Source organism: uncultured Ruminococcus sp., assembly GCA_902785355.1.
GTDB lineage: Bacteria > Bacillota > Clostridia > Oscillospirales > Acutalibacteraceae > Ruminococcoides.
Window position 1 is genome coordinate 1 of sequence record CACZYF010000023.1, and the last position, 20,620, is coordinate 20,620.

15 protein-coding genes and 1 rRNA gene are annotated in these 20,620 nt (G+C 56.3%); 7 read left to right on the forward strand and 9 right to left on the reverse strand.

The annotated features are described in order from the left end of the window. Positions 1-136 precede the first annotated feature (136 nt). On the reverse strand, positions 137-1,291 hold the full coding sequence (rlmD, locus tag R2I50_RS06515) for a 23S rRNA (uracil(1939)-C(5))-methyltransferase RlmD (protein WP_316608352.1): 1,155 nt from the start codon (positions 1,289-1,291) through the stop codon (positions 137-139). Between the two features lie 99 nt (positions 1,292-1,390). Between rlmD and R2I50_RS06520 the strand changes: the two genes are divergently transcribed. Further along, positions 1,391-2,629 (forward strand): immunoglobulin-like domain-containing protein, encoded by a 1,239-nt coding sequence (locus tag R2I50_RS06520; protein WP_316608353.1) that lies wholly within the window; start codon positions 1,391-1,393, stop codon positions 2,627-2,629. 185 nt (positions 2,630-2,814) lie between these two features. Here R2I50_RS06520 and R2I50_RS06525 read toward each other — a convergent pair whose 3' ends face one another. Together R2I50_RS06525 and R2I50_RS06530 are read right to left on the reverse strand one after the other, a co-directional pair. Next, the gene (locus tag R2I50_RS06525) at positions 2,815-3,258 is read right to left on the reverse strand and encodes a hypothetical protein (RefSeq protein WP_316608354.1); all 444 of its coding nucleotides are present in this window, start codon (positions 3,256-3,258) and stop codon (positions 2,815-2,817) included. Positions 3,259-3,270: 12 nt separating this feature from the next. Next, complete coding sequence (locus tag R2I50_RS06530) at positions 3,271-5,091, reverse strand: DUF2079 domain-containing protein (RefSeq protein ID WP_316608355.1); 1,821 nt, start codon at positions 5,089-5,091, stop codon at positions 3,271-3,273. Positions 5,092-5,524: 433 nt separating this feature from the next. On the opposite strand from R2I50_RS06530, the gene R2I50_RS06535 reads away from it, so the two are divergent. From R2I50_RS06535 to R2I50_RS06550, 4 genes are all read left to right on the forward strand, one after another. Then, positions 5,525-6,736, forward strand: coding sequence for a DegT/DnrJ/EryC1/StrS family aminotransferase (locus R2I50_RS06535; RefSeq protein WP_399552845.1), 1,212 nt, complete (start codon positions 5,525-5,527; stop codon positions 6,734-6,736). 145 nt (positions 6,737-6,881) lie between these two features. Continuing rightward, entirely contained in the window at positions 6,882-7,571 is a 690-nt protein-coding gene (locus tag R2I50_RS06540; RefSeq protein ID WP_316608356.1) for a response regulator transcription factor, read from the forward strand. Further along, positions 7,555-9,132 carry a HAMP domain-containing sensor histidine kinase gene (locus R2I50_RS06545; protein WP_316608357.1) on the forward strand — a complete coding sequence of 526 codons (1,578 nt, stop codon included), beginning with the start codon at positions 7,555-7,557 and terminating at the stop codon, positions 9,130-9,132. The genes R2I50_RS06540 and R2I50_RS06545 overlap by 17 nt, the downstream gene beginning before the upstream one ends. A 3-nt stretch (positions 9,133-9,135) precedes the next feature. Then, the gene (locus tag R2I50_RS06550) at positions 9,136-10,908 is read left to right on the forward strand and encodes a trypsin-like peptidase domain-containing protein (protein WP_316608358.1); all 1,773 of its coding nucleotides are present in this window, start codon (positions 9,136-9,138) and stop codon (positions 10,906-10,908) included. A gap of 209 nt (positions 10,909-11,117) precedes the next feature. Here R2I50_RS06550 and R2I50_RS06555 read toward each other — a convergent pair whose 3' ends face one another. Both R2I50_RS06555 and rrf read right to left on the reverse strand, forming a co-directional pair. Next, complete coding sequence (locus tag R2I50_RS06555; protein WP_316608359.1) at positions 11,118-11,831, reverse strand: NAD-dependent protein deacylase; 714 nt, start codon at positions 11,829-11,831, stop codon at positions 11,118-11,120. Positions 11,832-12,240: 409 nt separating this feature from the next. After that, a 5S ribosomal RNA gene (gene rrf, locus R2I50_RS06560) occupies positions 12,241-12,333 on the reverse strand. 214 nt (positions 12,334-12,547) lie between these two features. Between rrf and R2I50_RS06565 the strand changes: the two genes are divergently transcribed. Then, positions 12,548-13,606, forward strand: a complete 1,059-nt coding sequence (locus R2I50_RS06565) for an ABC transporter substrate-binding protein (RefSeq protein WP_316608360.1) — start codon at positions 12,548-12,550, stop codon at positions 13,604-13,606. A gap of 240 nt (positions 13,607-13,846) precedes the next feature. Here the strand turns inward: R2I50_RS06565 and R2I50_RS06570 are convergent, their stop codons facing one another. Next, on the reverse strand, positions 13,847-14,209 hold the full coding sequence (locus R2I50_RS06570) for a DUF6291 domain-containing protein (RefSeq protein WP_316608361.1): 363 nt from the start codon (positions 14,207-14,209) through the stop codon (positions 13,847-13,849). Positions 14,210-14,667: 458 nt separating this feature from the next. Here R2I50_RS06570 and R2I50_RS06575 point away from each other — a divergent pair, with 458 nt between their 5' ends. Continuing rightward, positions 14,668-15,609: a PrsW family glutamic-type intramembrane protease gene (locus R2I50_RS06575; RefSeq protein WP_316608362.1), complete on the forward strand. Its 942-nt coding sequence runs from the start codon at positions 14,668-14,670 to the stop codon at positions 15,607-15,609. 59 nt (positions 15,610-15,668) lie between these two features. Here R2I50_RS06575 and R2I50_RS06580 read toward each other — a convergent pair whose 3' ends face one another. From R2I50_RS06580 to adhE, 3 genes are all read right to left on the reverse strand, one after another. Beyond that, the gene (locus tag R2I50_RS06580; protein WP_316608363.1) at positions 15,669-16,058 is read right to left on the reverse strand and encodes a thioesterase family protein; all 390 of its coding nucleotides are present in this window, start codon (positions 16,056-16,058) and stop codon (positions 15,669-15,671) included. 797 nt (positions 16,059-16,855) lie between these two features. Next, positions 16,856-17,695 carry a phosphotransferase gene (locus tag R2I50_RS06585; protein WP_316608364.1) on the reverse strand — a complete coding sequence of 280 codons (840 nt, stop codon included), beginning with the start codon at positions 17,693-17,695 and terminating at the stop codon, positions 16,856-16,858. Positions 17,696-17,706: 11 nt separating this feature from the next. Next, a complete protein-coding gene (gene adhE / locus R2I50_RS06590; RefSeq protein WP_316608365.1) occupies positions 17,707-20,331 on the reverse strand; it encodes a bifunctional acetaldehyde-CoA/alcohol dehydrogenase in 2,625 nt (874 codons plus the stop codon). Positions 20,332-20,620: the final 289 nt, after the last annotated feature.

Consider the following 20,620-nt stretch of genomic DNA (forward strand, 5'->3'; position numbering starts at 1 on the left):
TGACATCTATCTTGACAACTCAACTCTCACACTTTTTGATCGGATTTGCTCTTGGATAAGTTACCGAGAAGCGTTCGTCCTGCCCGATGCCAAATTTGCCAGATTCCCCGAAAACCGCAGTACTGGGCTTTCGCGCCTATTTTTCTTTAACTCTTGACATCAAACAGACCGTCTCCACATGGTTCGTGTGAGGGAACATGTCGAAGGGGTAGGCGACCTCGGCGCGGTAGCCGAGTCTGCCGAGGATTCGGATATCCCGCGCCTGGGTCTCGGGATTGCAGGAGACGTAGACGATTCTTTTCGGACTCAGCCGTGCCAAAGCGTTCAGGAACGACGCGGTACAGCCCGCGCGGGGCGGGTCGATGAAGGCGGCGTCGATCGCCGCGCCCTCTTCGGCAAGCGCTTTCACGTAATCCCTGCTGTCGGCGGCGGTGAAACGGATGTTTTCGATGCCGTTCAGCTTCGCGTTGCGCCTTGCGTCGCGGATCGCCTGAGGGTTCAGCTCGACGGCGAGTACCTCCTTCGCGTGCCGCGAGGCGACGATGCCGATGGTGCCGACCCCGCAGTAGGCGTCCAGCACGGTCTCGGTGCCGCCGAGTTCGCCGAGCTCGATCGCCTTACCGTACAGCTGTTCGGTCTGGGCGTGGTTGATCTGGTAGAACGAGGAGGGGGAGATGAGGAAGCGCTCTCCGCACAGAACGTCGGTAATATGCCCTTCTCCGAACAGCACGCCCGCTGTCTTGCCGTTGAAGAGCTTGCTTCTGTCACGGTTGACGGCGTAAACGGCGGTGGTGAGCCACGGACACGCCTTTTGCAGAGCGGTCGAGAAGGTGCGCTTCGCCGGAAAGACCGGGTCTGTACCGATGATGACCGCCATCATCTCGCCGGTGCCCTCCGCCTCGCGTAGGACGACGCTCCTGAGCCGGCCTCTGCCCGTGTGGGCGTCGTAGGGACGGAGCTTGAAGCTTTGGAAGAGCTTCGCGAGCGCCGCTGCCGTTTCATTGGCGCGGTCGGAGCACAGCGCGCAGCGCTCCGCCGCCATCACGCTGCGGCTTGCGGAACGGTAGATGCCGCTGACGATCCGCTTACCCTCCGTTTTGTAGACGAACTGCGCCTTGTTGCGGTAGCCGGTTGTTTTCGGCGAGGGGGTGATCGGCTCGACCTTACAGAGCTTGCTCAGGTGCTTTCTGCAAATATTCTCTTTATATCGCAGCTGTTCGCCGTCGCTGAGGTTGTTCAGCTGACAGGAGCTGCATTTCTTCGCGTAGGGACAAAAAATCGTATCTTTCATAATATATAATAGTAGCATGACGCGCGTGTTTTTTCAATATCTTTGCACTGCAAAAAACTGTAACTTGATAAATGTCGGTAAACCGTGTATAATGGAGCCATGAAACCGATCAAGATCATGAGATACGGCGGCTCTGCCCGCTTTCAACCACCTAAACCCGAAAAACCAATAGGAAAAATCGTTATCGCGGTCATCGCGGTACTGCTCCTGATCGTGCTCGCGGCGTTCGTCATCTATAAGGTGACCACCCCTCAGCCCGAGAAGGAAGAGAAGCCCGTCAACATGACGATGCAGGACGGCATCCCCGTGAAGGCTGACCTGAACGTCAACGACGCCTGTACCCTCACCCTGCCTAAGGCAATCCGGCTCCGCGAGGTGACCTTCACCTCCACCGACGACTCCGTCATCCGTGTGGACGCGGCGGGTCATGCCGACGCGCTCAAGGAAGGTAAGGCGACCGTGACGGCGACAGCGCGCAATTTTAAGGCGGAGTGCGACTTCACCGTCAAGGAACCGATCGACGTCGCGCGCAACGAACTGACCACCGCGAACATCGCGAATATCGAGACCCTGCGCAGGAATATGGAGCAGGGCTCCGATAATCTCTACAGCATCACCGTCAACCGGCGCACCAACGTCGTCACCGTCTATACCTACGACGAGAAGGGCGATTATACCGTGCCTGTGCGCGCGATGGTCGCCTCCTGCGGTATGAGCGGCGCGGATATCACCATCACCGGTGACTTTTCCATCTATTTCCAGGAGCCGTGGCATCCGCTCTTCGGCGGCGTTTACGGTATGTTCACCTCGGGCTTCGAGGGCGCTTACCTCTTCCACAGTGTACCCTACGAGATCTACCGCCACGACGCGCTCGAGGCGGCTGAGTTCAATAAGCTCGGACAGAACGCCTCTCAGGGCTGCGTGCGTATGATGGTATCGGATGTTTACTGGGTATGGAAGAACTGCCCGCTCTATACGCCCGTTCACGTGATCGACGCGGATTCGAGCGCCGACCCGCTCGGAAAGCCCCGTACCGTGAAGCTCCCCGCGAACGCCGTGTGGGATCCCACCGATAAGACAGAGGGCAATCCCTATCTGGATAAGGTACCGACCCTGACCTGCGCCGAGGACGTCGAGGTCTCGACCGGTACGCAGGTCGATCCGATGGAGGGCGTCAGCGCGACGGATATGTTCGGCAACGACGTCACCGACCGCGTCGTCGTCGCGGGCGAGGTGCTCCGCGACAAGCCCGGCACCTACTACCTGACCTACAGCTTCACCGACGAGTTCCACCGTAAGACCACCGCCACCCGCACCGTCACCGTCGTGGAGAAATAAGCAAACAGCAAGCAAGGCTCCTTCGTATGAGGGAGCCTTTTTTGTCTGTTTTGATACTAATATTTGATTAAATCTTTTTATTAAGGATTAGTATAAGTATGAGGAGAACGGGGGAGAGTCGGGACTGTGCGTGTGCAGACAAAAACAGCGCGCCCTACGGACGCGCTGTGCGAATGAATACCTGATTATTCCGCAAGACCGCGAATTCTGGTGGCGAGAGCGGTGATCTCGGTTGCGGCGTCGGCGCTTTTGATGACGGCGACGGTATGGTTCTCGTTCAGGCTTGCTTTGCCGATGTTTTCACCGTTGAAGGTGATGTAATAGGCGGGCTCGTCGGTGAGCTTCGCGGCGACCGCGTCGTCGAGGCGGAATCTGAGCTCCATCTCCTGAGGGGTGGCGCCAACGATCGCAAAGTACAGGAAGTCCTTGCCCTGCGCATAGGTCGTCGTGCCGTCCTCGAGGGTCAGTTCCCCTTCGGCAAGCGTCCATTCGGGCTCGTCTATCTGTGTGTGGATATAGGGCGCGTCAGTGGGAGCGGCGGAGGGCTCCGTCGGCTGATTGCCGGCGCCGCAGGCGGCGAGGGATACCGCGAACAGCGCGGTCAAAAGGATGCATACGAATCTTTTCATACATTCACCTGCTTACTTGTGCTGATACAGCTCCGCAAAGCCCGCGGTGTTGATCAGATTATAGTTGTTGCCCATCGTCTGTTTCATCTGCTCGGCAAGATCGCCGTAGCGGGTGTCGATGACGAAGTAATCGGTGTCGATGGGCTTGTCGCGCTTGTCGGTATAATAATCGGGCATGGTGTACAGCCACTTGACCTTGTAGAGATGGGGTACCAGCGCGTGAGCTGCGGTCACGGTCGCGTCGGTGGGGATGGTCTCGAGCAGCTCGCTCACCTGCTTGGGGGAGCCGTTCGCGCTGTCGAGATAGCTCTTCGCGGTATTGATCTTGGGGATCCACAGCGACGCGGACATCACCGCGCACATGCACAGCGACACGAGCATGACCACGCGCTTTTTGTCGGTTTTCAGCTCGGCGATCACGAGGATGGTGCTGACGATGATCAGCGCCGCCGTACCGTAGGTGTACTGGTAGTTGACGTCGTACTGGTACTGCCAGCTCTGCATAAGGTTGATCGGAACCATCGGGAATAGCAGCAGCAGCGACGAGATCTTCTTGGTGAAGAACGGCGCGATACATACGGGCAGAAGCATCCACAGCACGAACGGCAGCTTCTCGGTGGTGAACATCTGCTTGATCAGGAAGCCGATATCGAAGAAAACCGCCTTCATCACGGAGAAGAAGCCCTGCTGACCGTTGACGAAGTAGTCGGAGAGTCGCCCGATCATCACGCCGTCTGAGCCGGAGGCGGCGACGATCTGCTGCGCCGCGATGAAGTACACGAGCGCCATCGCGAGCATGATACCGCCGCGGGCGATCTCCTTACGGTTGATCATCATGAACAGGGCGATCACGATCAGGTAGATCGCGGCGTCCTCCTTCACGCTCAAAAGCAGAAAAGCAAAGATGAACTCCCATACCGTGTTTTTGCACAGGATGAAGTAGAACAGGAACAGGATGATGGTGGTGAGGAACTTGTTCTCGTGGAAGTCGTAGAACGTGCCGTTGATCAGGCACGGATAGAAGGCGTACATCAGCTCGAGCGCGAGCGTCAGCTTGCCGGAGAAGCCGAGCTTGCCCGCGATCAGGTACACGGCGAATACGCCCGCCGCGACGGACGCGGTCTGAACGAAGAACAGGTAGATCGGAGTCCGGAAGATGAAGTAGCCCGGTAGGAAAAGGTAGAAGATCGGCGAGAAATGTACGCCGAAGTGGGACATCAAATGCGAGCGCTCGACGGTGGTTTCGGGCGCGAAGGACGTCGCCATACGCTCATACATCTGCGCAAAGATACCGAAGTCGAAGGTAAAGTTGGCATAGTTGCGGTATTTGGCGGTCGTCAGGATACCGAATACGACGGTCATCAAAACGAACAGCACGCACGCCGCAATCAGCGCGACTCTGCGGCTGATGTTGAGAGAGGACAGCCCGAGCTTGTCGCCGCGTACCTCCCACAGTACGATGATCAGGTCGACCACCCCGATACCGAGGCAGAAGAACGCGCCGCCGTCCGTGTAGTTCGCGGCAAACAGCACCGAAACCATCAGCGCCGTGACCATCAGCGCCCACGGGATGATGACCTTCTGCCGGAGCAGATACGTCGTACCGATCAGCACCGCGAGCCCGACGAGCATTGCGGCGAAGAAGGTGCCGAAGCTGATGCTGCCGTAGTATGCGCCCAGGTCGGCAAAATTGCCGTGTGACAAGAGCTGGATGATGTAGGCAAGCATAATCGAAGACATCAGCGCCGCGACGATCCGTTCGAGCGACAGATGACGCTCAAAGAGACGGTCGGCGAACGCCTTGTGTCCTGTTGCCTTGGATTGTTTATCCATACAACCTCTCCTTTTGTATTGTTTTTGTTGTGAGGGGAAACGTCCGCTTCGCCCTCGGCGATCCTGACCGATCAGGGTCAAAACCGCGCTCCTATAATAACTCATTTTATATTGTACCACAGAATTCTTTCCACGGCAAGAGGGAAAGCTTGACGGCTTTGTTGAAATAAGAACTAAGAAATATGAAATAAGAACTAAGAAATAAGAACTAAGAATTAAGAAATAAGAAATAAGAAATAAGAAATAAGAACTAAGAACTAAGAAATAAGAAATATGAGGTTGCGGAAAGCTGTCCGGCTTTCCGGTAACGCCGCACTCCCGACGCTAACCGTTTTCTTCCTAAACTTCCTCTTTACATCGGGCTTTACAGGGTGTATAATATAACCTGTGTAAGAGGGCTTTACGAATCTGCCCTTTGCAAGGAGTAACTATCATGATGAATATTCCCTTTTCCCCTCCCGATATCTCCGAGGACGAGATCGCGGAGGTCGTAGATACCCTGCGTTCCGGTTGGATCACCACCGGCCCCAAGACCAAGCTTTTTGAACAGGAGATCGCAAAGCGCTGCGGTACCAAGAAGGCGGTGTGTCTGTCGAGCCAGACCGCCTGCGCGGAGATGACTCTGCGTATCCTGGGCGTAGGCCCCGGCGACGAGGTCATCATCCCCGCCTATACCTACACCGCGACCGCGTCCGTCATCTATCACGTCGGCGCTACGCCGGTGATGATCGACTGTAAGCCGAACTCCTACGAGATGGACTACGACAAGGTCGACGCCGCCATCACCCCCAAGACCAAGGTCATCATCCCGGTCGACCTTGCGGGCGTGGTATGCGACTACGACCGTATCTTTGAGATCGTTGAGAAGCACCGTTCCGAGTTCAAGCCCTCCGACAACCCCGTCCAGCTCGCGCTGGGACGTATCATCGTCATGGCTGACGCCGCTCATGCGTTCGGCGCCTCATGGCACAACAAGATGTGCGGCTCGATCGCGGACTTCACCAATTTCAGCTTCCACGCCGTTAAGAATCTCACTACCGCCGAGGGCGGCGCCGCCACCTGGCGCGAGGTTCCCGGCGTAGACAGCAACATGCTGTACAAGGAATACATGCTCATGACCCTGCACGGTCAGACCAAGGACGCCTTCACCAAGGACAAGGGAACCTCGTGGGAGTATGACGTCGTCAACACCCAGTACAAGTGCAACATGCCCGACGTGCTCGCTGCGATCGGTCTGGCACAGCTCAGGCGCTATGACAAGATGCTCAACCGCCGCCACGAGCTGATCACCCGTTACAACAAGGCGTTCGAGGATCTCGATATCCAGGTGCTCGACCACCGCTCCGCCGACCACCGCTCCAGCGGCCACCTGTACTTCGTTCGCTTCCTCGGTAAGGACGCGGCGTTCCGCAACCGCTTCTATGATGAGATGAAGAAGCGCGGCGTCACCTGTAACGTACACTTCAAGCCGCTGCCCATGATGACCGCCTACAAGCAGAAGGGCTTCGATATTGTGGACTACCCCTACGCCTACAATATGCACAAGAACCAGCTGACCCTGCCGATGAACTCGGTTATCACCGACGAGGAGGCGCAGTACGTCATCGACACCTTCCTCGAGGTATATAAACTTCTGACTGCTTAATAAACGGAGGCTGCGCAAGCGGCCTCTTTGTATATCGCTCTTTCACCCGATTTACACGATAAATTTATAAAAAATTCACTTTTTCGCCGAAATACATATTATAATGTATAATTGTAATAACAGAAACCATCTATGAGGTGATCCTATGACTAACCGAAAGATCCTGATCGTCGACGACGATATCAACATTTGCGAGCTTCTGCGCCTCTACATCGAGAAGGAGGGCTACACCACCGTGATCGCCAACGACGGTGAACAGGCGATCGAGCTCTTCAACCGCGAGCAGCCCGCCTTGATCCTGCTCGACATCATGCTGCCGAAGATGGACGGCTGGCAGGTATGCAGAGAGATCCGCAAGACCTCCGAGTGCCCGATCATCATGCTGACCGCCAAGGGCGAGGTCTTTGACAAGATCCTCGGTCTCGAGCTCGGCGCCGACGACTATGTGGTCAAGCCCTTTGAGGCGAAGGAGGTCGTCGCGCGTATCCGCGCCGTCCTCAGACGTACCGGCGGCTCCGACGAGGACGCCGTGAAGGAGGTTCGCTGGGACAAGCTGACCATCAACCTCACGAACTACGAGCTGATCGTCGACGGAAAGCAGATCGACACCCCGCCCAAGGAGCTCGAGCTGCTGTATCATCTCGCGTCCAACCCCAACAAGGTCTTTACCCGCGACCAGCTGCTCGATCAGGTCTGGGGCTTCGAGTACTACGGCGACAGCCGTACCGTTGACGTCCACGTCAAGCGTATCAGAGAGAAAATCGACGGCGTCTCCGACAAGTGGGAGCTGCGTACCGTCTGGGGAGTAGGCTACAAGTTTGAAACAAAGAACTGATAACCGCCGCAGGAAACGGAACACGCGCTTCCGCGTGAAGCGTTCCCTGTTCAAGAAATACCTGATCTTCGGGCTGGCGATCGTGCTGACGAGCTTCATCGCGCTGGGCTTTACGACGTATCTCTTCGTTCAGCGTTCGTGGGAGGCTGAGAAACGATCCGACCTGTCCGAGAATATCACCCATATTGCTGAGATCGTGACTCCCGTAGCCTCCTATGACGCGGTGAATCACACCCTCGTGCTCAGAGAGAGCTCCCGCTACGGACTGACGCTGAGCACCATCTCCGGCATCATCGGCGCGGACATCTTCATCGTCGATACCGCCGGCGTGTGCAAGTTTTGCACCGAGAGCGAGAACTGTATCCACAGCGAATCATCCCTGTCCTCAATGATCATCAGCCTGACGATGCTGCAGGAGGACGGCTATTTTGAGGTCGGTAAGCTCGAGGGCTTATATGACAGCGTCGGCGACCGCTATACGGCGGGCGTACCCATCCGCGGGCTCGTCGGCGGGGAGGAGAAGATCATCGGCTGCTGTTATGTATCCGCTCCCGCAACCTTCATCTCGGGGCTGCCGGTCACCTTTCTGCAGATCTTCTTCGTCGCGGCGGCGATCATGCTCATCATCATCATCATCTTCGTGACCTCGATGTCGTTTAACATGTCCCGCCCGCTCAAGCAGATGTCAAGCGCAGCGAAGCGCTTCGCCGTCGGCGACTTTTCGGCGCGCGTCAAGGTGCGCTCGGACGACGAGCTCGGCGAGCTCGCCAACGCCTTCAACAACATGGCGGATTCGCTTGCTTCGAGCGAGGGTATGCGCCGCGCGTTCATCTCGAACGTGTCGCATGAGCTCAAGACCCCGATGACCACTATCGCGGGCTTTATCGACGGTATGCTCGACGGCACCATCCCCCAGGAGCGCCACCGCCACTACATGAAGATCGTGTCGATCGAGGTCAAGCGCCTCTCGCGTTTGGTCACCTCGATGCTCAGCCTGTCGCGTATCGACCGCGGCGAGCTGAAGATATCGCCGCAGAAGTTCGATATGTTCTCGATGCTGATCACGATCCTCGCGAGCTTCGAGCAGCGGATCGTCGCGCGCAAGCTGCATATCACGGGACTCGAGAACTTCCGCTCGCTGACGGTCTTTGCCGATCCCGACCTGATGTATCAGGTCATCTACAACCTGATCGAAAACGCGGTCAAGTTCACCAACGAGGGCGGTACCATCAACTTCGCTCTCGAGGAAACCAACTATGATATCTCGGTCAAGATATCCAACACCGGCCCCGGCATCCCGCCCGAGGACATCCGGTATATCTTCGACCGCTTCTATAAAACCGACAAGAGCCGCAGCATGGATAAGAAGGGCATGGGTCTGGGTCTGTTTATCGCCAAGACCATCATGCGCCTGCACGGCGGCGACATCTTCGTCGAGTCACAGGTGAACGAATATACCCGCTTCACCTTCCGCCTGCCTACGAACGGCGTGCAGACCCAGCCTAAGTCGAAGACGGGAAATTTTGTTGAAACCACTCTTAACAGTGAGAAGGAGGAATAAACGATGGATGAATTTAATCCGCAGGGCTATCGCCCCGAGGACGAGTACGCGCCGTTTGAGGCGCCCTCGACTGAACAAGCGGAGGATAAAAAAGCCCCCGCATCAAAAGAACCAATGATCGCTGAAGCACCCGAGACCGTTCGGGAAGCGCCGCTTCCTCAAGCAACTCAGGCGCCTCAAGCAACTCAGGCGCCTCAAGCGCCTCAGGTACCGTATGCCCCCCCTCAGGCGGCTGCTCAGACGGGCTACGCGCAGCATCAGCCCTATCCGCCCTACGGCTATACGCCGTCTTATCAGGGCTGCGAGCATCCCGTACCGCCTTATCCGCAGCAGACGCCCCCGCAGGTACCGCAGGGCTATCAGCCGCCGTACTATCAGCAGCCTGCGCCGTATGCGCAGCCTCCCCGACAGGAGAATCCCTACCGTGAACAGGCCCAGCCCGAGAACCCCTACGCCTACCGCGGTCCGGCTCAGCCGGAGAATCCTTACGCTTACCACGGTCCGGCACAGCCCCGCCCCGGCGTCAATTACACACCCGCTCCGAAGCCTGCCACTCCGACGGGTACCAAGGTGTTTATCATCATCCTGGTCGCCCTGCTCGTGATGATGACCGTCGGCTTCATCGCCTATATCGTGAGCCACGGCAAGGGCGATTCCGACAGCAAAAAAAGCGCCGATCCCTTCAGTATTGACGGCGGAGAGGATAATAACGGCTTCGGACTGTTCCCCGATTCGCTCGGCGGCAGCTACAAGGAGATCGAGGAGGAGATCACCCTCAAGGCGGACAACGGCGAGACCCAGAAACGCGCCGAGGATAACAAGGATTCGATCGGTACGCCCGACCAGAGCGTTTCAAACATCAAGCTCGAAAAGCTGCCCGCCGATAAGGATAACGCGAAATACACGACCCAGGCGGCTTATGAGGACGTCAGCGCCAGCGTTGTGACCGTCATGTGCTATCAGGATAAGATCTCCGACAACGAGAAGGATATCGTATCGCAGGGGACCGGCACCATTATCTCGGCCGACGGCTACATCATCACCAACGCCCATGTCATCGGCAACAGCCGCATGTACGCGATCAACATCGTGACCAAGGACAGCAAAAGCTATCAGGCGAAGGTCATCGGTTATGATACATGGACCGACCTCGCCGTGCTCAAGATCGACGCAAAGGACCTCAAGGCAGTCACCTTCTGTGACAGCGAGTTGATCGAGATCGGCGACGAGGTCATCGCCATCGGCTCTCCCGGCGGCGTGAAGTTCCAGAACTCGCTGACGAAGGGCATCGTCTCCGCCGTCGACAGGGAGCTTACCATCAACAAGTCCGTCCGTTATATCCAGAGCGACGCCGCGATCAGCCCCGGCAACTCCGGCGGCCCCCTGTGCAACAAATACGGTCAGGTCATCGGCATCACCACCGCCAAGACGATCGCGACCAATTTTGAAAATATGAGCTTCTCGATACCCTCCGAGACCGTCGAGAAGATCGTCGGCGATCTGATCCACTACGGCTACGTTACCGGCCGCACCCGCATCGGTTTCTCGGGTATGGAGCTCGGCAATCAAAACGCGATGTACTATGATGTTCCCGAAGGCGTTTTGATCGAAGAGATCGACGAGAACGGTTCTCTCGCGGGAACGGATATCAAAGAGGACGATATCCTCACCGAGCTCGACGGCGAGACCGTTACCTCGTTCCAGGATATCTACGACGTCCTCGCCAACCACAAGCCCGGCGATAAGATCAAGGTCAAGGTACAGCGAGCGGAGTAAGAATCAGATTAAAGCTCAATGCTCAATGCTTGATAAAACTTAAAGTCGTAGGGCGTTGTGTACCCTATCCGACCTTTTCGATATGAATAACGCCCGTCATTCGCGGGCGACAGAGGGAATTTTCCCCTGCAAACACTGTTTTTCAACAAAAAGAGAGCACCTCCGGAAACGGAAGTGCTCTTTCTGTATATGACTATATGACATGCTTTTTACAATCTGTCCAGCACCTCGCCGACCTTATCGTGGATGACGAGCTCGGCGATATGGTCATACTGCGTGCTGTCGCGGTTGATCAGGATCAGGTGATCGCCGCCGAAATAGCGAATATAAGACGCGGCGGGGTAAACGGTCAGCGACGTACCCGCGACGATCAGGGTGTCGGCGGAGCGGATATCCTCCAGCGCCTGCATAACGGTGTCCTCGGGGAGCGCCTCCTCATAGAGGACGACCTCGGGCTTGATGATCCCGCCGCAGTCGCACAGCGGCACGCCCTCGCTCTCGGCGATCTTCTCAACACCGTAGAACCTGCCGCACTTCATACAGCGGTTACGCAGTACCGAGCCGTGCAGCTCATGCACGCGCACGCTGCCCGCCGCCTGGTGCAGACCGTCGATGTTCTGGGTCACGACGGAGCGGAGCTTCCCCTCCCGCTCCCACTGAGCGAGCTTTAGGTGCGCCTTGTTGGGCTTTGCGTTCAGGCACAGCATCTTGTCGCGGTAGAAGCGGTAGAATTCCTCGGGCTTACGCATGAAGAAGGTGTGGCTGAGGATCTCCTCCGGCGGATAATCGTACTTCTGATGATATAGTCCGTCGGCGGAACGGAAGTCGGGGATCCCGCTCTCGGTCGATACGCCCGCCCCTCCGAAGAACACGATACGGTGTGAATTGTCAACGATCTCTTTCAGCTTCTCAAAATCCGTCATTACTTACGCCTCCCGATAACAGTGAACCGCCCGATACAGGGCGCAAATGCTTTAATAAATCCATTATAACGCAGAAAAGCGGCGGGAGCAAGCCCTGCCGCAAATTCTTTCAGGCACATCATTCGAACACTGCATGATATTATGCAAGGTTTATTCAATAGTCATTGCGAAGCCCCTTTAGGGGCTGTGGCAATCTCAACCGCTTAAAAAGGGTAAAGTGTCCGGTGAATACTTTAGTGTTTGTACCGGGGAAGTTTATTGTAGGGGCTGAACTCATTCAGCCCGTTCGCCCTGCGTCAGCGGGCGGTCGATGACCGCCCCTACGGCAGATCGAACGACCTTGGAACGTTTTTCTTTACATAAAAAAACAACCACCCTACTGGGTGGAAGCCTTTATGTGTTGGCATCTTCCTATTTTCACACCCCGTCGCCAGGGCACTATCTTCGGCACTACAGGGCTTAACTTCCGTGTTCGGGATGGGAACGGGTGGACCCCCGTGTTCCTCAGTGGAACAGTTGCTATTATAGCACCGTTATTTCAAAAATGCAAGTCTTTTTTTACTGTTTTTTAACAAATTTTAAATTTTCGTTTTATTTCACAGTTTTATTTGACTATTGCGGTGCTTTTGATTACAATATATATGTTAGGCTTCTTTTCGACCTGACCCTTCGTGAAGCGATCCGCTTCGCGACAAACAGAAACAAGAGGTGTTTTTATGAAACGAACATTATCCCTTCTGCTCGCGGTGTGTCTGATGCTGTCATGCGCCGCGCTCCTCGGCGGCTGTAAGCCCGAGAAGGAGACCAACGACTTCCCCGTGACCTTCGGCGACGTCACTATCGAGCAGGAGCCTAAGGCGATCGTCGTACTCAGTGACAAGCTCGCCGATATTATATCCTACATCGGCTATGACGTCAAGATGGTCGGTAGGAGCGAGGAATGTACGCAGGAGTTCCTGCAGGTCGTTCCCGCCGTCGGCAAGGCGGCGGCTCCCGATATCGCGGCGATCACCGCGGCAGGCGCCGATCTCATCATCGCCGACAACACCCTGCCCGAGGACGTCAAACAGAATCTGACCGCGGCAGGCCTCAAGGTCATCGTCATGAATATCGCGCTGAATACCAACGAGCTCGGCGAGCTGTATGAGAACGTCGGCACCGTGCTCGGCGGCAAGGAGACCGGCAGGGCAAAGGGCGAGAAAGGCTTCTCAACGCTGTTTGAGACGCTCGATACCCTTAACACCGCTTCTACCAAGGTCCTCAAGACCTCTGCGTACCTCTATCTCGATCAAAGCGGTCAGCTCTGCACCTTTGTCAAGGACAGCCTGGAGCAGAAGTTCTTCAGCTATAACGGCGCTCCGAACGTGCTCGCCGATCAGACCGAGCCCCTTGCCAACCTCGACTCTCTGCGTATCGAGTCCCCGTCGTTCATCTTCTGCGACAGCATCGATGTGATCAATGTGCTCCAGAATACCCCGGGTCTTGCGAATATCAAGGCGATCGCGGAGGGGCACACCCTCGTGATCCCCAAGGTCAACTTCGAGCGCCACGGCACCAGCGTAGAACAGGCGGTCTTTGATATGCTCAGCTACATCGAGAAGGTGACAAAGACGACCCCCGATCAGGCGACGCCCGATCAGCCGACCGCAGCACCTACTCAGGCGGCTACCGTCGCCGCTGCTCAGCCTGCTTCCGACGCCCCCACCGAAGCACAGGCGGATGAGGAGTACTACGAAGATCAGGACGTTTACACCGACGAAGAGGTCTACTACTGATCGCTGAACAGAATACGGAATTAGGCTCTCTGTCAAAGGGAGCCTTTTGCTTTGCGGGAAACGGTTGTATTCGTAAAGGCGCACCCGCTCGGCTTCTCAGCGACATATTTGATACTTTAGCTTTATACAGCGCTCGTTAAGCTCCGGGCGTTGCAGTTACGGAATACCGATAAGGAAAATCATGGCTTCATTCACCTGAAGAGAGAGCGTCGGGCTTGCCCGACAGACGGCGAAACGCCGTTATATATCTTTGTCTTTGTCATTGTCTTTGTCATTGTCTTTGTCTTTGTCTTTGTCTTGGCTTGTTTTGGTTGTTTTGCTTGTTTTTCGCGCGTTGGTGTTCCCCTTTGGAGCGCCGCCCTTCCGTCCCGCGGCTGACCTTGCCTGACAGAGCTCATCATACTTTTTGTATTCGCGGTCGATCTGCTTTTTCAGGATCGAGAACAGCACCCTCAGCGTGATATCGTCGGTAAAATCGGGCTTTTCGGCGCGGTTGGCATAGGTCAGCAGCCCCTTGAGCAGCCGCCCGACCTGCTCGTCGGAGAGCATCGCGAACTCGTCGGCGCAGTCGTTGAACAGCTTGATATACTTCGGTTCCTTCATCAAAATCACTCCTTCACCCATAGCGCGACAAAAGAAAAAGTTGCATACTTTTATGCAACTTACAGATTGTAGAAAAACCTAAAAAGCCTTCCTTTGGGAAAGGAAGGTGCCTCCGCAAGGAGGCGGATGAATTGTATTGATTGTTTGAGCGAAGCGAGTCANGTTTCTCCCTTCGGTCGATCAATTCATGCAATTCCTCAGTCCCCTTTCGGGGACAGCTCTCCGGTGTATGGATTCTGTAATCCAAATCACAGATTTGGACAGAATCTCACCTTTACCAAAGGGAGCCTTGGAAATCGACTACTCATATATTTTATGATACTATTTCGACAAGCTGAAAGTTGCATACTTTTATGCAACTTATAAAAACTATTTTCTCCCGAGTTGGTTTCGGAAGTTGACGGCGGGGCGTGCTTTTGCTATACTTTAGGCAGCCATTGTCTATAGGAGCGTGACGTATGACAGAATCTATTATCCTCGCGCTGACGGCGGTCCTGCCGGCGGTCGTACTGATGATCTATATCTATAAGAAGGACAGGATCGAGAAGGAGCCGAAGGGACTGCTCGCGGGGCTGTTTCTGCTCGGCTGCGTCTCGGTGATCCCCGCGGTCATCCTCGAGCTGCTCGCTCAGGGCATTTTGAACGCGATGGGTATCCCCGACGATTCGATTCTATACAAGTTTCTCGAATACTTCTTCGGCGTAGCGCTGGTGGAGGAGGGCTGTAAGCTCTTCTTCGTCTATATCGTGACCCGCAAGAGTAAGCATTTCAACTGTCTGTTTGACGGCGTGGTGTACGCGGTGTTCGTGTCGCTGGGCTTCGCTGTGACCGAGAACCTGTTCTATGTTTTTGAGAACGGTATCGGCGTGGCGCTCCTGAGGATGGTGACCTCGATCCCGGGACACTGCTTCTTCGGGATCATCATGGGCTACTTCTACGGCAGATGGTTCCTCAATCATAAGGCGGATCAGCTCGAGAGCTATCTGTATCAGTACCGCCTGCTCGCGCCGGGACAGAAGAGCTTCAAGCCGGGCAGGTGGATGCTCGCGGCGCTGACGGCGCCTACGGCGGTACACGGCTTCTACGACTTCTCGCTTTCGCTGGAGTCGGCGGTGTTCACCCTCGTGTTCTTCGCGTTCCTGATCGCGCTGTATGTGCTGTGCTTCATGGGGGTCCGAAAAATGTCGCGGACGGATAACCTGACCGGCTTCATCTACATGGATATGGTGCTCCGACGTCATCCCGAGGCGGTGCCGTTCGTCAGTCAGATCCCCGAGTTCGCTCCGTTCTTCTACGGGTGGCAGCAGCCGTTCGTTCAGCCGCTGGGTCAGCAGCCGATGCAGGCTCCGCCGATGAACCCACAGCCGCCTGTTCAACAGAATAATGATCGAAATTTCTGATAAAGAAAAATGCCATCCTCAGCCCGGGGATGGCATTTCTGTTAATAGTCGTTCAGGAATCACAGCTTGCTGTACGCCTTGGTGACGAAGCGGTCGGCGTCTACGGTGAAGCGGGTGTGTCTGCCCTTACCGATCAGCCCCGCGTTGTCGTAGACCTCGACCTCAAAGTCGAGCCTTCTGCCGTCTACGGCGGTCAGGGTGCTCTTACAGAGGACGGAGGCGCCGACGGGGGAGGCGGCGAGGTGTTCGACCTCGACCTTGGTGCCTACCGAGGTATTGCCTTCGCCCAAGAGTCCCTCGACGGATTCGGCGCAGCAGCCCTCGATCAGCGCGATCATCGACGGGGTCGCAAAGACCCGCAGCGTACCGCTGCCCATCGCGAGGGCGGTGTTCTCGATCGTAACGGCGACGGATTTCTCATTCGTCAAGCCGGGTTTTAATTCTGACATAGGTTGCTCCTTTCGCGTAAAGAGGGAAGAAATGTGGAGTGAGGAGTGAGAAGTTAGGAATGAGGAGTGAGGAATGAGGAATTGTTTAAACGTTGCATAGAGTTGTAGGGCGGGGGTACCCCCGTTGGGGGAATGTCCGAAGGACAAAGGGGGAGCCGTCTCCGGCGAGGAATGCTCCCGCCGTAGGGGCGACCATCGGTCAGGACAAAGGGGGAGCCGTCTCCGGCGAGGAATGCTCCCGCCGTAGGGGCGACCATCGGTCGCCCGAGGATGACGGGCGTTATTGATATCGAAAACGTGAGATAGGAAATGCCACGCCCTGCGACAACGGGCGGTCAATGACCGCCCCTACGATGTCGCTCCGCGAGCACCGACGTTGGATATAATTGTAGGGCGGGGGCTTGCTCCCGCCGTAGGGGCGACCATCGGTCGCCCGCGAATGACGGGAGTTATCCATATCGAAAACGTTGGATAGGAACAAAACGCCCTACAAGTTAGGAGTGAGGAGTGAGGAGTGAGGAATGAGGAATGAGGAGTGAGGAATGAGGAATGAAGGGCGGGCGCTGCCCGCACCCGATTTGTAACGCGTTTTCCTTTATGCGTCATTGCGAGGGCTTTAGCCCGTGGCAATCTCACACCTCACAATGACACTGTTATTGTAAAGCTCGGTATAGAGGTACAAATGTATGAAAAGCAGATATTATACCGATCCAAAAGCCGTCAGGCTTTCCCAACACCATTCACCATTCACCATTCACCATTCACCATTCTCCGTTCTCCGTTCTCCGAGTTCTCTCTTACTCGTAGTCCACGACGTTGACCCAGCGCTCGAGGAATTCCTGTTCCTCGGGCTTGCCCTTGACGCTCTGGGTACAGGCGACGATCGGCATCCAGCGCTGGACGTACTGCTTCGCGGTGTCGGTCTTTTTACAGAAGAGGTCGAGGTACTTCTCCGCGATCTCGTCCATCCCCTTGAGGCGGAACAGCATATAGGTGCGCGCGGCGTCGGCTGCGGCGTTGCCCTGGGTAACGTGCGACCAGTCGAGGATGTAATAATTACAGTCTTTTATATTTGAAGTACTGTTTTGATTAACGGTTTCGCCTGCTTCTGTATTTGCGTCAGCAGAAAGACACGCGCGCGTGCCACCGGGGGTGATGATAATGTTCGACGGGGTGAAGTCGCCGTGGCAGATCTTCTTGTGGTTCTTCATCGCGTCGAGGCGGGTGTGCAGCTCGTAGCGGGTGGTCGCGTCAAAGCGGCTCATGCTGATCTTGCGGTTGAACTTATCCTTGATCTTGTTCAGCATCGGGGCTTCCTTAGAGAAGATCTCCTTCTGGATGCTGACGAAGAGGTCGAGGTACTCGTCGAGCTTGTCAGGATTCTCCTCCATCAGCTGCGCGAGGGTCTTGCCCGGGACATACTCGGTGCGGATCGCCCACTTGCCGTCGATGATACTGACCTCGAGCAGCTTCGGCACGTTCAGCCCCGTCTCCTCGATACGCGCCTGGTTGAGGGCTTCGTTGAGGATATCCGCCTTGCTGTAATCGCTGTCAAATACCTTTAATACCGTGTCGCCGTCCTTGTAGATGACCTTGTGACTGCGCTCGGCAAGGATCTCATGATTCAGGTTGCTCATAGTTACCCTCCTTAGATATCTTTATGCTCGCCGTAGTAGGCGTTGAGGTACATTTGCTTGATCTCGCTGATCAGGGGATAGCGCGGGTTCGCGCCGGTACACTGATCGTCGAACGCCTGCTCGCTCATCTCGTCGAGGGTGGCGAGGAAGGCTTCTTCATCCGGCACATAGTCGCGGATGGTGGGCATGATGCCGATCTCTGTCTTGAGGTCGGTGATGCGGTCGAGGAGCCCCTGCAGCTTCTCGCTGTCGTCGCTGCCGCCGATGCCGAGGGTCTCGGCGACCTCTGCGTAGCGCCTGAGGGTATGGGGATGATCGTACTGCGGGAAGGTGCCCATCTTGGCGGGGGCTTCCTTGCTGTTGAATATCAGGACCTCATTCATCATCAGGGCGTTCGCTATGCCGTGGGGGATGTGGTGGAAGGCGCCGAGCTTATGCGCCATAGAGTGCATCACGCCGAGGAAGGCGTTCGCAAACGCCATACCCGCCATCGTCGCGGCGTTCGCCATCTTCTCGCGGGCTTCCTTGTTCGGAACGCCGGTGACGGCGCTCTCGTATGCCTTGGGCAGATACTCGAACAGCACCTTCAGCGCCTGGAGCGCCAAGCCGTCGGTGTAGTCGGTCGCCATGATCGAGGCGTAAGCCTCCAGCGCGTGGGATACCGCGTCGATACCCGAGGCGGAGGTCAGCCCCTTGGGCGCGTTCATCATCATGTCCGCGTCTACGATCGCCATATCGGGCATCAGCTCATAGTCGGCGAGCGGGTACTTGATACCGCTCTTCTCGTCGGTGATGACCGCGAAGGGGGTCACCTCGCTGCCCGTACCCGCGGAGGTGGGGATCGCGATGAAATACGCCTTGTCGCCCATATGCGGGAAGGTGTAGACGCGCTTGCGGATATCCATGAAGCGCATCGCCATATCCTCGAAGTCGACGTCCGGATGCTCGTACAGCACCCACATGATCTTCGCCGCGTCCATCGGCGAGCCGCCGCCGACGGCGATGATGACGTCGGGCTTGAAGCTCTTCATCAGCTCCGCGCCCATCTTCGCGCAGGCGAGGGTCGGATCGGGCGCGACCTCGCTGAACGTGGTGTGCATGATGCCCAGCTCGTCGAGCTTCCTCTCGATCGGCGCGGTGTAGCCGCTGCTGTACAGGAAGCTGTCGGTGACGATGAAGGCTTTCTTCTTATTCATAACGGTGCCGAGCTCGTCGAGGGCGACGCTCAGGCAGCCTTGCTTGATATAAACCTTCTCAGGTGCTCTGAACCAAAGCATGTTGTTCCTCCTCTTGGCGACGGTCTTGATGTTCAACAGGTGCTTGACGCCTACGTTCTCATGGATCGAGTTGCCGCCCCATGAGCCGCAGCCCAGGGTCAGCGACGGAGCGAGGCGGAAGTTGTAGATGTCGCCGATGCCGCCCTGTGAGGAGGGGGTGTTGACCACGATACGGCAGGTCTTCATGCGCTCCATGAACTGAGCGAGAACATCTGCGCGGGTCAGCTCGTTGATATAGATGGAGGAGGTGTGGCCGTAGCCGCCGTCGGCGATGAGCTGTTCGGCGTTATTGAACGCCTCCTCGATGGTGTCGTACTTGTACATCGCGAGCACGGGGGAGAGCTTCTCGTGAGCGAATTCCTCAGAGAGGTCTACGCTCCTGACCTCGCCGATCAGCACCTTGGTGCTCTCGGGGACGTCTACGCCGCTGAGTTGAGCGATCCTATAGGCGCTCTGACCGACGATCTTCGCGTTTAAGGAGCCGTTGATGATGATGGTCTTTCTGACCTTCTCGAGCTCGTCGGGCTTGAGGAAGTAACAGCCGCGGTAGAGGAACTCCTCCTTGACCTTGTCGTAGATCGACGAGGGGACGTGTACGCTCTGCTCCGAAGCGCAGATCATACCGTTGTCGAAGGTCTTGGAGTGGATGATGGAGTTGACCGCGAGAACGATATCGGCGCTCTCGTCGATGATGGCGGGGGTGTTGCCCGCGCCTACGCCTAAGGCGGGCTTACCGGAGCTGTACGCCGCCTTCACCATGCCGGGGCCGCCGGTGGCGAGGATGATGTCCGCTTCCTTCATCAGGGTATTGGTCATGTCGAGCGACGGGACGTCGATCCACGCGATGATGTTCTCGGGAGCGCCCGCCTTGACAGCCGCGTCAAGGATGATGCGCGCCGCCTCGATGGTGCTTTTCTTCGCGCGCGGGTGAGGGGAGATGATGATGCCGTTGCGGGTCTTGAGCGAGATCAGGCACTTGAAGATCGCGGTCGAGGTCGGGTTGGTGGTCGGGATGACCGCCGCGACCACGCCGATCGGTTCGGCGATCTTGACGATGCCCGCCGCGCTGTCCTCCTCTACCACGCCGCAGGTCACGGTGTTCTTGTAGGCGTTATAGATGTATTCGGACGCGTAATTGTTCTTGATGACCTTGTCCTCGACGACGCCCATGCCGGTCTCCTCGACCGCGAGCTTCGCGAGACTCAGCCGCGCCTTGTTCGCCGCGAGCGCAGCCGCCTTGAAGATCCGGTCGACCTGCTCCTGACTGTATTCGCCGAAGACTGCCTGCGCCTGTCGGACTTCGCCGATTCTGCGCTCCAGCGCCTCCACGCTGTCTACTGAATAATGCTTCGTATCCATAAAATTCCTCCTAATCCAATTGTCGTTGCAAGGGGATGGCACACATTCAGCCCAAAGCAATTTCAACCGATATTATATTAAGTATAGCATATGCATTTTAGGGATTCAATTTGCATTTGCGACAAAGAAAACGGAGCTTTTTTAGTGTTATTAGGCATATTGTTATTTTTTTAACAATTAACGGATAACTTGCGGCGCCATCCCGTATGATCGGAATCAACAAAAATACGCCTGAACTTTTTTACACAAAAAAACAAACGGTAATACTGGATTTTTTCGCCATACTGTG